Source organism: Winogradskyella eximia, assembly GCF_003386165.1.
GTDB classification, from domain to species: domain Bacteria; phylum Bacteroidota; class Bacteroidia; order Flavobacteriales; family Flavobacteriaceae; genus Winogradskyella; species Winogradskyella eximia.
On the sequence record NZ_QRDV01000001.1, the window covers coordinates 197089 to 210381 of the forward strand.

Annotated in this window: 10 protein-coding genes; 2 read left to right on the forward strand and 8 right to left on the reverse strand. The window is 32.9% G+C overall.

Annotated elements, in window-relative coordinates; all coding sequences use genetic code 11:
* Positions 1–213: 213 nt before the first annotated feature.
* Both DFQ10_RS00845 and dprA read right to left on the reverse strand, forming a co-directional pair.
* Positions 214–4980 (reverse strand): T9SS type A sorting domain-containing protein, encoded by a 4767-nt coding sequence (locus DFQ10_RS00845; protein ID WP_115815537.1) that lies wholly within the window; start codon positions 4978–4980, stop codon positions 214–216.
* A complete protein-coding gene (dprA, locus tag DFQ10_RS00850; RefSeq protein WP_115815538.1) occupies positions 4967–6070 on the reverse strand; it encodes a DNA-processing protein DprA in 1104 nt (367 codons plus the stop codon). The genes DFQ10_RS00845 and dprA overlap by 14 nt, the downstream gene beginning before the upstream one ends.
* A 265-nt stretch (positions 6071–6335) precedes the next feature.
* On the opposite strand from dprA, the gene DFQ10_RS00855 reads away from it, so the two are divergent.
* The gene (locus DFQ10_RS00855; RefSeq protein WP_115815539.1) at positions 6336–7277 is read left to right on the forward strand and encodes an HU domain-containing protein; all 942 of its coding nucleotides are present in this window, start codon (positions 6336–6338) and stop codon (positions 7275–7277) included.
* Between the two features lie 211 nt (positions 7278–7488).
* Complete coding sequence (locus tag DFQ10_RS00860; RefSeq protein WP_115815540.1) at positions 7489–7998, forward strand: acyl-CoA thioesterase; 510 nt, start codon at positions 7489–7491, stop codon at positions 7996–7998.
* Between the two features lie 4 nt (positions 7999–8002).
* Here the strand turns inward: DFQ10_RS00860 and DFQ10_RS00865 are convergent, their stop codons facing one another.
* The 6 genes from DFQ10_RS00865 to dut form a co-directional block, all read right to left on the reverse strand.
* Positions 8003–9226 (reverse strand): murein hydrolase activator EnvC family protein, encoded by a 1224-nt coding sequence (locus tag DFQ10_RS00865; RefSeq protein ID WP_115815541.1) that lies wholly within the window; start codon positions 9224–9226, stop codon positions 8003–8005.
* Complete coding sequence (locus tag DFQ10_RS00870) at positions 9226–10017, reverse strand: DUF4292 domain-containing protein (protein WP_115815542.1); 792 nt, start codon at positions 10015–10017, stop codon at positions 9226–9228. The genes DFQ10_RS00865 and DFQ10_RS00870 overlap by 1 nt, the downstream gene beginning before the upstream one ends.
* A gap of 3 nt (positions 10018–10020) precedes the next feature.
* Positions 10021–11382: a tetratricopeptide repeat protein gene (locus DFQ10_RS00875; RefSeq protein WP_245940573.1), complete on the reverse strand. Its 1362-nt coding sequence runs from the start codon at positions 11380–11382 to the stop codon at positions 10021–10023.
* Positions 11375–11689 (reverse strand): antibiotic biosynthesis monooxygenase family protein, encoded by a 315-nt coding sequence (locus DFQ10_RS00880; RefSeq protein ID WP_115815544.1) that lies wholly within the window; start codon positions 11687–11689, stop codon positions 11375–11377. Before DFQ10_RS00880 ends, DFQ10_RS00875 begins: the two co-directional genes overlap by 8 nt.
* A gap of 41 nt (positions 11690–11730) precedes the next feature.
* Complete coding sequence (locus DFQ10_RS00885) at positions 11731–12750, reverse strand: sugar phosphate nucleotidyltransferase (RefSeq protein ID WP_115815545.1); 1020 nt, start codon at positions 12748–12750, stop codon at positions 11731–11733.
* 86 nt (positions 12751–12836) lie between these two features.
* A complete protein-coding gene (gene dut, locus DFQ10_RS00890) occupies positions 12837–13271 on the reverse strand; it encodes a dUTP diphosphatase (RefSeq protein WP_115815546.1) in 435 nt (144 codons plus the stop codon).
* Between the last annotated feature and the right edge of the window lie 22 nt (positions 13272–13293).

A 13293-nucleotide genomic window follows, 5' to 3' on the forward strand; every position in this document is an offset into this window, starting at 1 on the left:
TATTGTTTAATCGGAGAATAGTATTTACACTATAAAACTCGAACCTATAGATACTATTTAATAAAAAAGATTGGTTTTATAATATGAGACAGATGGTGTTTATCTAAAACAAACTAGATGTCGGGCAGGAAAGTCCTAAAAGCTTATATAATTCATGTAAGCTTCAGGGAAATATATTATCTAAGGTGTAATCTATTTTAAACGATTAGGTGTCTATTTCTTTATAACAGGAACACTTTTAGTATTTCCATATAAGCCTATGACTTTTAAAAAGTAAATACCTTCACTAATCCTAGAAAGATCTAAATAGTTGACCTCAGGTTTAGATAAAATTAACTGCCCTAAATTATTAAACAACTGTAATGATTTTATGGTTGTTTCAGACTTTACATGAATAACACTTGTTGTTGGATTTGGATACACTTCTATAGCTGCAATTTCCTTATCTTTAATCGATAAATTCTCTGAATTGAAAACTATTTCAAACCTATCTTTAAATTCTCCCATTTCTGAATAAAAACTGTAGTGTTCAGCATTTAAGTTATGGACTACATTTAATAATTTATCACGTAGATAAATGGTATTATTTGTTAAGAAACCTCCTTCTAATTGTGGAATAGAAATAGTGTAAACGGTAGTATCATCTACTCCCGAATAATATGCAAACGGTATAACTTCATTGAGATTTAAATCACTTGGATTTTTCCCTTGAATCGCAAATCTTCTGGTATCATTTTCAATTTCTGTAAATAAAATTGAGGTGTTCCCACCATACAGACTTCGAGTGGCATCAAAAGAAAAACCATCAAAACCGCTAGTAGCACCATCAACATAAGCGATAAGTATTTGGTTGAAAATACCGCTTTCAGTAGTAAGGTTTAACCACAATCTATTAGTATTTGTTGTATTAGAATTTCTGAAAAACTGATTATTACTTATTAAATCCGCTTTACGCATACTATTATTAAACGTTAATGTTCCGTTAGATAAGCCTTTTACAAAAAACCCTTGACCAGAAGGAATTGTGTTATCACTGTTAGGAATATTATTGTCTGTTAAAGTACCACTACCAGCAATATTACCACTGCCAACAGTAATAATGGCATAATCGTTTGCATTAAAGTTTAAACCTTGATTACCATCGTTGTTGTTATCTGGAGGACTAGCATGAGACCATAAATACGCAGACCCACCAATAAGACCAGAGTTTAATGCATATAGATTATCAAAATCTATAGCACTAGGATAAGGATTCCCTATGAAGTTCCAATCGTTATCAGTAGCCAAACCATTAACATAAATAGGTGTTTCTATAATAGCATTATTAAATGCACCTTCAAAAGTGGCTAGATAAGCACCTGGGAAAACACCAATAGGAGAAACAGTTGCCGCATAACCTACACCTGGAGTCATAATCGATCCTGCTGTTGCTATTTGCCAGTCATTACCATCATCATCAATATCATCGCTACCAAGAATTGTGTTATTAGAACTATCTAAATATTGATCTAAATAGTTTTGTGCATTGTACCAAAAACGTCTATTTGCTGGAGCAATATCTAAAGCATCACCAATAGTTTCATCCACAATTGGAGAACTCCAATAGGTATAATCATACCAATTATTAACAACAGTGGTCTGTTTATTTACAAGCGCATTACCTCCAGGATTAAGAATAAATGCATTTTCTAAATCTAAATTCTGAACAAATGCTCCATGAGTTTCTACCCAAAGATTTCCACTGATAGAGGCTATGCTTTGTACTTCTACATAGGTTGCATTTTGTATAAAAAGTGTCGCACCTGCATTTACAACTAATTCACAGGCACTAAAACTTCCGTTAAGTAGAGTATCATAATTGCCATTAATTATGGCTTCTGTATTAATATCTGGATTACCATTGCTCCATGTTGTGCCGTTCCAAGTGGTACTACTAGAACAACCACAAGCAAGCACAATACTTTCTTGATAAGATAAACTACCACACTCATTAGATACCATATGTGTTACGACATAAGTGCCTGATCCAGGAAAGGTATAGCTTGGGTTGGTGTTTGCTAAATCAGTACCAGAACCTGAAACATCTACTACACCATCATTGTCAAAATCCCATTCATGAGTTTCGTAAGTTTCAGTAGCTTGAAAAGTATATTCTAAACAGTCTGATAAAGAAGTCGTCGTAAATGTTGCATCTGTTGGTGCTTCATTTAAAACTGTAATATTGACTGTAACCGTATTATCAGGGTCATTTATATTATTTAAGGCTGTAGACGCAGGTGTTGTGGTAGTATTTACATACGTCACCGGAAACGTTCTGCGCAACTCTAATTCTATTGAGTTTTCAAGGTTACTTAGTGTTATTATAGAACCATTGCTATTTATAGCATTTATGGTATAATTTACAGATGCTAGTAGTGTATTTAATATGCCGTCTGTATAAATACTTGTAGTATCATCTAAATCTGTTAATTGAATTCCGTTGGTAATATCCCACCATTCGTATTGCATATTAGAGACTGAGCATAAATCTATACCAATGCTTTGGGTGGCACCACAATCTACAATGTAATTATTTGGTGTATCTTGTAAATGGTCTTCTATTAATTCTACTCTGTCTAATGCCAAGAAATAATATTCTCGAGCGGTCGCATAAGGTCTACCAGAATTAATATAACTATTCCCTATGGCGTGGCTAAAAACTAAAAACGAATTAGAATTATCTATGGTTGAAGGTGAATTAAATGTAGTCACGGTTTGAGACCAATTAAAATCTATCGCATCATCATTAATAAGTAAGGTACTATTATTGAAGAAATTATTGTTTACAGTATTACTCACGGTAATTAACTGTGTGTCTCTATCATGTACATATGAAAGATTGTAATAATTTGTAGCATTGTCACTTAAACTAACATCCAAACCAATATTGGGTTGCGTATTATTAGATGGTGTGTTTGTGCCAACATAGGCTGGATCTATACCATCACTTTTATGATATGACAGAAGGTATTTTACATTGGGTTGTAATGTAACAGCTGTCATAGTACTTTCGGATTCAAATGCTGAGTTAGGACCAGAATTATAAGGAAACTGATTTCCATAAAAATTAAGTCTTCCACTAGATGGATCTGTATTTGGTAAAGACGTAGTATTTCTACCTATACTGAAACCTAAACCAGAAGAGTCACATGTGCTATTGTCGTCTAACATCCACTCCGTTGTTCCAAACTTAAATCGCCATCCTGGTATGGTATTAACATTGTTACCACTAGAATGTCCATATAAAATACAAAAACGAGAAGGGTTATCTAAAAAATCAATTTCTGGGTTACAAATTAAATTACAATCACTTGTATTTATACATCCAAAATTTGGACACATTATCACTTTAATGTTTACAAAAGTGTTATTTCCTAAATTGCCATTAGTATCTTTTGGTAGGTAAATTAACTGGAGATCTCCTACAAAATTAGGTGTAATTATAAAAGTTCTATTTGGTGCAACACCTGTAAAAGTTGTAATTAAACTACCATTTAAACTTAAGTTAGAAACTTCTAAAGCTAAACCAAGACTAGATATATCATTACTTAATAAATCTTGTTCAAGGATATTTAATGTATTTCCCTGGCAATTTTCAACTGTTGGTTGTGTAATTGGGTTTTCAAAATCATTGATTCCAAAAACTTGAGCCTCACAACCTGAATAAGCGATAACATTACTAGTGTTATTGGTTATAGCAGTAATAATAGCAGGATTTCCAAACTCAATGATGTTATTATTTCCAAATTGAGTTGATAGATTATAATTTAAACTACAAAGAATATCAAACTCTTGAGAGAGCGGTCTTCTTGAAGTTTCAGCAGCAATGGCATATGCCATTATAAAATCGTTAAGTGGATAGTTACAGTCATTATTTAAATCTACATGACTTAAACTTGATCCATTAGAAAAAACCTGTGGTGAATGAACAGGTAAATTATTATCTCCTAATCTTATTTCGGAGGTACTTGGACAGCCATTTGTTATGGTGTTAATAGAGACCGCACTATTAAAACTCCAGTCTAATCCTGTAGATACAATCAAATCATCATTTGTATCTGTATGCAGTAAATTATCATATTTTAAAAAAGCCCTTCCATTTTTTGGGTTTCCTAATTCGTCTATACCTGAAGCAAAACCTAAAGCATGCATTATCTCGTGCAATAACACAGCATACATATCAAATGTATTTGTTCCAGTAATTCCAGAAGGGTTATTAAAGTCGCTGTACCAAGAATGAAAAAAGTTAACTCGTATTAAACCATCCCAGTTATCAGGATCATTAAATCCCGAATTAATAGCTTTCCATACTTCACCTTCTACAATGGTACCTGCTGCAGCACCTAAGTAATCATAATATGAAGATGCTGATGCCAATACACCACTGTTAACAGACATGGATTGCAACTCTATCTTTACAGGCTCTGTAACACCTGTTGATGGATTTTCTATAATTATCTGCTCTAAATCTGCAAAAATCTGTGCAATGACATTTCTATAACCGGAATTACTATTAAAATCTTGGATGCTATTGTCGGTAATAAGGTCTGTTAAATAAATTGCAAACAAACCTTCTGGGCTAATATAATCTGGAGCTAAGGGTAATGCCCTTTGTTGACCAGCAATATTAGGGTTTATATTTTTTTGTTTTTCATTACCAAAACGATCTACAAAAATATTATCTGGATTATCCGTTGTATGAAAAGAGCTTCTTGATTGAGCCGTCTGACTAGTATCCTCTAACTCACCACAAGTAAAAACTGATAATTCTTGATTTTGTGCAACTAAATTAAACTGAAATAAGAAAAAACAGATAACATAAAAATACTTCATAAACCCAAACACTACTATAAGCTCACAAAAGTATAAAAACGACATTCGCTTGTAAGCTTTTTCTGTATCAAAAGTGGTTTTTATCGTTGTATTGTTAAATAACCTCAAACAGTTTTCCTGGTAAAGGTCTTACAACACCTTTCAATTCCATGTTCAATAAAATACCTGCTATTTTATACGTTGGCATTTCACATTTAATGGCAATGACATCCAACAACTCTTTGTTATTTTCTTTTAGAAAGTTATAAATAATTTTTTCATCGGGTTCTAGTTCTACAAATAATTGTTGTTGAACTACTGTTTTTTTGTCAGATTCTAATTCCCAATTTAACATATAAGGCACATCTAACGGATTGGATAGTAAATGGGCTTTCTGAAATTTTATTAAATTATTACAACCCACACTTTGGCTATCAGTAGTTCTTCCTGGAACAGCAAAGACTTCTCTATTGTAAGAATTAGCAATATCAGCTGTGACTAAACTGCCTCCTTTTTCGGCAGATTCTATAACTATTGTAGCTTCACTAAGTCCTGCGATAATTCGGTTTCGTTTTAAAAAGTTATTTCTATCAAAGGTATCTGTACTCCAAAAATCAGTATAAAACCCTCCATGGTTTTCAATATCTGCCATGTATTTTTTGTGCACTTTAGGATAAATCTGATTGAGGCCATGTGCCAAACAGCCAATAGTTTGTAAATTCTGTTTTACAGCTGCCTTATGAGCTGTAATGTCTGTGCCATAGGCAAAGCCCGAGACAATTATGGGGTTAAATGGCGATAAAGCTTCTACTAATTTTTCACAAAACGCAATGCCACTTGTGGTGATTTTTCGAGCACCAACAATACTAATGATACGTTGTTGTTTTATATTAATATTACCAGATTGAAATAATACAATCGGACCGTCAATACAGTGTTTTAAACGTTCAGGATAAGTGTCTTCAGTAAAATAATGCGCAATAATGTTGTTATCTTTTATAAATTTCAATTCGCGTTCAGCTTCTTCGAGATGGTTTTTATCAAAAAGACCTTGTATTGTGATGGTTCCAATCCCATCAATTTTTAAAAGCTTCACTTTTTTTTCGTTTAAAACCGCTTCTGCAGATCCACAATGATTAATTAGTTTTTTGGCTGTTGTTGCACCAATTTTGGGCACATGCTGTAAGGCTAATGCATAAATAAGTTGTTGGTCTGTCATTGAAAATTAAGTACTTGAAGATATTAATCATCTATTTACGAATATAATTATTTAATTTTTAATGTGGATAATCTCAATGGTTAGAGAATTGTGCATAAGCATCTACAATTTTTGGTGCGTATCCTCTTAAAAAAATAATATTCAATATTTTTTTACTTGAAATTCTAAGAAAATCAATCACATAGAGGACTATTTTTTTTTGATGTTAATAACTAAGTCAGACTTAATTTTGTTCAGAAACAAAAATTTCTAACTTTGCGTCTATATGCAGTTAGAGACTTACATTAGCGACCTTTTATACCGTTACGATTGTGTTACTGTTCCTGAATTTGGAGCCTTTTTAACACAACGCACATCGGCAAAAATACACGAATCTACAGATACGTTTTATCCACCAAAAAAAGCATTGTCTTTTAATGAACAGTTGCAGCAAAATGATGGCTTGTTAGCTAATTATATTGCTGAGGTTGAAAAAATACCTTACACAACTGCTATAAATAAAATATCAAAGCATATAAAATCAATTAAGTCGTATTTGGTTGAAGGGGAAACTATTCAATTTAAAAATATTGGCGAGTTGGTGTTAAATGCAGATGGGAAAATTCAATTTAATCCATCTAATCAAATAAACTACTTAACAGACGCTTTTGGTTTATCACACTTTAAATCTGTTGATGTTAATAGAGAAATCTATTTAGAGAATGTTGAGTCTATTGAAGTAAACTCACCTATTATACTAACTCCAGAAAAACGTGCTAATCGTAATTGGATGAAATACGCTGCTGCAGCTGTGTTTTTACTAGGTTTTGGTGGTTTTGGTGCTGTGACTTATTACAACAACAATTCTATTGAAAATCACAACCAATTAGCACAAGAGCAAGCTAACGAGCAACTCGATGCTAAGGTGCAAGAAGCTACTTTTGTTATTAGTAATCCATTACCTGCTGCGACCTTATCTTTAGAAAAGCAGAGTGGTAATTACCATATTGTTGCTGGTGCTTTTAGAGTGGAGGCTAATTCTGATAAAAAGGTAAGTCAACTTAGAAGTAAAGGCTATAAAGCACGTAAAATTGGTGCTAATCGTTATGGGTTGCACGAGGTAGTATATGGAAGTTACGCAACAAGAGCGGAGGCACAGGACGAGCTTTATAAAATTCGTCGTGAGCACAACCGTGATGCTTGGTTGTTAATTAAGGCGCTTAAGTAATTTTCTTACAATATTTGTTTTTCTACTTTATTTAAGAATTAGGATTATTTTTTCGATTCAAATGTCTTCAATTTATATTTAATTGTACGGATGGCCTTGTTTTCATTTTAAAGGTGCTATTTCATTGTTTTGTACTTGAATTTTTTTAACTAATAATGTTGCGCATTCATTCTAAAAATGGCTCTATCTTTGCACAAATTTTATAATCCTTATGCCATCAAGAACCGCATTTCAGTCTAAAACTATAGTTACCGATTTAGTGTTACCAAGTGAAACCAATCCTATCAATAATTTATTTGGTGGTGAGTTGTTGGCTCGTATGGATAGAGCAGCTAGTATTTCTGCGAGAAGGCATTCTAGACGTATTGTAGTGACCGCTTCTGTAAATCATGTTGCTTTTAATAGAGCTATACCTTTAGGTAGTGTGGTAATGATTGAAGCTAAAGTGTCTAGAGCATTTAATTCTTCTATGGAAGTATATATGGATGTTTGGATTGAAGATAGAGAGTCTGGCGAACGCGTTAAGGCTAATGAAGCTATTTATACCTTTGTTGCTGTAAATGAAACAGGGCATCCTGTAAAAGTGCCTGAGCTTGTCCCTGAAACTGAACTAGAAATAGAACGTTTTGATGCTGCATTAAGGCGTAAGCAATTGAGTTTACTTTTAGCTGGAAAAATGAAACCTGCTGATGCTACTGAACTTAAAGCACTTTTTGAGTAGTAACTTAAAACTTAGCTAACCAAGGTTCTGGATCTAATACTTGATCATTTTTATAGATTCTGAACCCTAATAGTGTTTCTCCTGTTGCTTTATTAGAAAACACTTTTCCTATGACTTGGCCTGTTGTTATTTTATCCCCTTTTTTAACATGCACCTCAGAAAGATTAATGTACACACTAAAGTAACTTCCGTGACTTATTAAAATGGTTGGGTTTCCTCTCTTCATAACATGAATTGCAGTAACTACACCATTAAAAACAGACTTAACATCAGAGTTGGTGTCGGTTGCAATATAAATACTTTTGTAGTTTTGTGTAATTGCATTGTCTGTTAAAGAACGACGCTTACCAAATTTTCCTTTAATAACACCTCTAGATACTGGCCAGCCTAATTTACCTCTGTTAGATTCAAAATTAGATGATAATTTTTTTGCTTCTGGTGTTTCTACATATTTCCCTTTAGACGATGTTGTTCCCGACTTTTTATTCGCGGCTGCAATAGTCTCTCTAATCAAGCGATTAATTTCTTTATCTAATTGATCAGCTTCTTGCTTCTTCTTCTTAATCTGAGAGGCAAATTTGCCCATATCTGTCTTAATGGAAGCCATTAAAACTTCACGCTGTTTTAATTCTCCTTCTAACTCACGTTTAGCAACTCGGTTTTCTTCAATGAGTTTTTGTTTATCTTCTTTTTGCTTAGATAATTGAATGTTTAATACCTGCAATTCGTTGGTTTTAGTCTTTATGGCTTCACCTTGTTCTTTTTGGTATTCTCGGTATTGCCTTATGTATTGCAGGCGTTTATAAGCTTGCTGAAAATTATCTGAAGACAATAAAAACATCACTTTACTTTGTTCAGACTTACTTTTATAAGATTTTACAACCATGGCTGCATAATCGTCCTTTAGCTCTTGTAGTTGCGTTCTAAGACTTGTAATTTCTTTTTGGTTGGTGTTAATTTCTCTTGTTAAAAGATTGGCTTGTTCGTTAGTAATTCTAATCAGGTTTTTTCTAACATTTACTTTAGCATTGATATCCTCAATAAGTGTAATAACCGATTTTTCTTCTTTCTTTTTAGTAAACAACAACGCATTAATTTGCTTCATTTCTTTCAAAACCTGCTGACGTTGAAGCTCTAATTTTTTTTGCTTATCGCTTTGAGCAAATAAGGTAGAAGTGGACAACAAAAGTCCAATTACTAAAATAGTATAGAAACGAGTTTTAGTCATTATTTAATTACAATTTCTTTATAACCTGAAGGAATATTAAACGGAAAACGAACTTCATTGTTCAAAGATACAGATTTGAATTCCATTGTTATGGCAAGTTCGTCTGTATCTTCTACAGCAATTATTTTTATATTTTGAGGCAGTATTTGCTTATCAACCTTTTGATACGTTGAATAATCTACTTGAAGCATTCTTTTTTTTAATTGCTGATATAATTGTAAGCTATCCATCTTAAAATGTGATGGATTAATTAAATAAAACAATTCTATAAGTGCATTTTGATCTTTTGGCTGAAGTGCATAAGAATTATTGTTAACCGAAACGCCATGTGCTTCATCTTTAAGATTATAAATTGATTGACCTAATAGGATATTTTGAACTTTCTTAAAATCGAGATCTATACCAACTACATCGCTTAATAATTTGTAGTCACCATCAAAATATTCATTATCTAATTTGTTATAAAATCTAACTTTATCTGGTGTAATCATCATGCGAGCCATTCCTATTGGTGCGCTTAACCAAATCACTTTATCCTTTTCCATCCTAAGACTAAAGGTGTGTGCTTGTTCTTGATCACCCTGAATCAATTCAATCTTAACTTTAGCTTGCATGGTTTTAAAATCAGCATCACTTTTTTGATGTTGCTTTATCACTTGTTTTGCAGAAAGCTTATCACTAGCTACACCAGAAGCTATAACACTTTTGTTAGAACCACAACTAAACGCAAATAATATGAGAATTGCACTAATTGTAATTTTTGAATTTTTATATAATTGAAGTAATGTCATAAATTATTGTGCTTTTAAAGCTTTTGCCTTTTTAGCAAACGTTTCAGATTTACTTATATTATTTATGGCCTTGTAGGCTAAACTTAATTGAGAATAGAAATCGGCTTCCATACTAGGATTGTCGATTAAGAAATCTAAACCCATTTCAAGATTATCAATAGCTTTTTTTGGTGCACCTAAATAATTATTGGCTACGGCATTTACCAAATATAGAATAGGTTGTGCAGGATATAATTCTAAAGCACGCTCACTATCTGTTATAACCGCATTGTAGTCCTTAATATCTAATTCTAGTAGTAATACGTCTTTTATTAACTTAAAGTCGTTAGGGCTCTGTTTTAGGGCTTCTTTAAAATTTGTAAGCGCCTTTACTTTGTCTCCTGCTTTTAGGTAATACTGCCCTAAATCGCTATGCGTTTGTGCATCTTTATTATCGTCAATTAATGATGTGATATCAATTAAATCAGATTCATATTCAGGGTTTTTGGCAACAAAAGCGACAAAATCTTTAAGCACTTTAGTTTTTGCATCTGCATTAATCTCGGGGCTTGTTAAAACTTTTTTCACAGAGCTGATAGCCTCTTCTACTTTTTCATCTTGAAGGTAAAACTTATATAAGGCCAAATGCACAAATTTAGAATCTGGCTTTACTTTTAGTAAGTTTTTTGCGGCTTTATAAGCATTTTTATGGTCTCCGGTTTGACTATAGCGATATATTAATTTTAAGTGATTGTCCTCATTATTAGGATTGTTTGCAATACGTTGTTCTAGGTTTTCAATTCTGTCATCTGCATTACCAGTAATACTATAAATATCATTTCGCATAGCATCTCTAGATTCACTCAATCCAAATTCGGCATCTAACTCATCTAGTATATCTAACGCCTGCTTATACTTTTCTTCTCTAACGTAAAGCGCAGCCAAATCCTCTTTATAATCTGGGTGATATTTCACTAGTTGCTTTATTGTTTTTAAAGCATTTTTAATATCATCTTGCTGAAAATACACATCGTAAAGTTCATCTAAAAACCAAACATTGTCTGGTTGCATTTCAATTGCTTTTTTAAGATTTTCTTCTGCTGCACCAAAGTTTTTAAGCTTGTTATAGTTTTTTCCAAGTTCAAAATAAATAACAGGAAGCTTACTATTAAGGTTTAGACATTTATGAAGCGCATCTACAGCACGATCATAATTTTCAATGCCTTTTTGTTTTAAAGCTTCAAAGAAGTATTCTTGAAATTCATCTTCAACATTACCTAAATCATCATCTGGTCTTTTATTGAAATCAACTTGAGCATAGGTATGCTGTGGAACCAATATCATTCCCACGAGAAAAACTAATATTAAGATAAATGTCTTATTCACTTTGTTGTGCTTTAAGCAAGTCTTTAACCACTTCTAACTTTTCTAATACTTCAAATTTTTCGCAAGTTGCTTTCATTGTATTTCTATAATGATTTGCTTCTTCTGGTAAATTTCCACCAGCATTATCAAACGTATTTTTATCAGGCCATTGGGCATAAGCTAAGAAGTTTAGGGTATCTTTTTTATGTAATCGAGACCCTAAACTTCCTTCGTATTTGTAAATCAACTTTGTTAATCCTTTCCAAGCGTTTATAAATTGGTCTTCTTGGTTAGGTTTTATTACAATTGAGTACAATACAACGTACATAATTAATAAATTTAAAGACTGAGATTAGTCTATTTCAATAACTATTCCATTATTGTATAATCACCAATACTAATCTTAGTAAACTCGCCATTGTACTTTACGTGATTACCAATCATTGCCTCATCTAACTTGGCATTTTTAATAGTGCTTTGGTTTTGAATTAAGCTATTTTTTATAGTTGAATTCTCAATAACACAATCTTTACCAATTGAAACATACGGTCCAACTGTAGTGTTTCTCAATACAGTGCCTTTACCAATATAACAAGGCTCAATAACTTTTGAGTTCTCTAAAACGACAGAATCGTCAATTAATTGCTCTTCGTTATCGGCTGTTAAGAAACCTAACATTTTGGCATTAGTTTCTAAAGTAACGGCTTTGTTTCCACAATCCATCCACTCATCAACAGTTCCGGTTTTAAAGACTCTTCCGTCAGCCATCATGCGTTTAATACCATCATTAATTTGGTATTCGCCTCCATTCATGATGTTTTCATCTAAGATTTCCTGTAATTTTTCTTTTAAAACAGCAACATCTTTAAAGTAATAGATACCAATAACAGCTTGATCGCTCACAAAAGTTTCTGGCTTTTCAACTAACTCAACAATATTTTTATCGTCGTTTAATTTTACAACACCATATGCTTCAGGATTCGCTACACATTTTGTCCAAATAACACTATCTGCAGTTGGGTCTAAATCAAACTCCGCTCTAATTAAAGTATCTGCATAAGCAATTACTGCTGGTCCAGAAAGTGATGGCTTAGCACTCATAATAGCATGACCAGTTCCTAACGGTTTATCTTGTCTGTAAATAGATGCTTTTGCTCCTAAACCTTCAGCAAGTTCAGTTAAACTTTCTACAACTTCATCACCAAAAAACGCTGGATCACCTAAAACAAAGGCTATTTCTTCGATTGGTTGTTTTAAAACTTTTGCAATATCCTTTACCAAACGATGCACTATAGGTTGACCTGCAACTGGAATTAAAGGTTTTGGTACTGTTAAACTATGTGGTCTAAGGCGAGATCCTCTGCCTGCCATTGGTACAATTATTTTCATGTTTTATGCCTGCGAAAACAGGTATTTTTTAATGTTAAACTTTATTTATTTTATTTTGAGACTCTTTATTTTATTAAGACTCATTTTTATTTTATGCCTGTACTTCCAAACCCACCTTCGCCACGATCAGTATCAGATAACACTTCAACTTGTTCCCAATCAGCACGTTCGTGTTTTGCGATAACTAGTTGTGCAATACGTTCGCCATTATTTATAGTAAAATCTTCATTAGAAATATTTACCAATATCACTCCTATCTCGCCTCTGTAATCTGCATCTACAGTTCCAGGTGCGTTGAGTACTGTGATTCCTTTTTTGGCAGCCAAACCGCTTCTTGGTCTTACTTGTGCTTCTATACCAATAGGTAATTCTATAAATAATCCTGTACCCACAATAGTTCGTTCTAATGGTTTTAAAATCCTAGATTCCGATAGGTTAGCACGCAAATCCATACCAGCTGAAGCAATGGTTTCGTAATGTGGTAAAGCGTGACTCGATTTATTTATTATCTTAATTTTCATGATTAAAGATTATTCGCTATCG

Excerpts from the sequence above, each read along its gene's own strand:
- dprA (WP_115815538.1), bottom strand. The coding sequence starts at position 6,070 with ATGACAGACCAACAACTTATTTATGCATTAGCCTTACAGCATGTGCCC.
- DFQ10_RS00855 (WP_115815539.1), top strand. The coding sequence starts at position 6,336 with ATGCAGTTAGAGACTTACATTAGCGACCTTTTATACCGTTACGATTGT.
- DFQ10_RS00860 (WP_115815540.1), top strand. The coding sequence starts at position 7,489 with ATGCCATCAAGAACCGCATTTCAGTCTAAAACTATAGTTACCGATTTA.
- DFQ10_RS00865 (WP_115815541.1), bottom strand. The coding sequence starts at position 9,226 with ATGACTAAAACTCGTTTCTATACTATTTTAGTAATTGGACTTTTGTTG.
- DFQ10_RS00870 (WP_115815542.1), bottom strand. The coding sequence starts at position 10,017 with ATGACATTACTTCAATTATATAAAAATTCAAAAATTACAATTAGTGCA.
- DFQ10_RS00880 (WP_115815544.1), bottom strand. The coding sequence starts at position 11,689 with ATGTACGTTGTATTGTACTCAATTGTAATAAAACCTAACCAAGAAGAC.
- DFQ10_RS00885 (WP_115815545.1), bottom strand. The coding sequence starts at position 12,750 with ATGAAAATAATTGTACCAATGGCAGGCAGAGGATCTCGCCTTAGACCA.
- dut (WP_115815546.1), bottom strand. The coding sequence starts at position 13,271 with ATGAAAATTAAGATAATAAATAAATCGAGTCACGCTTTACCACATTAC.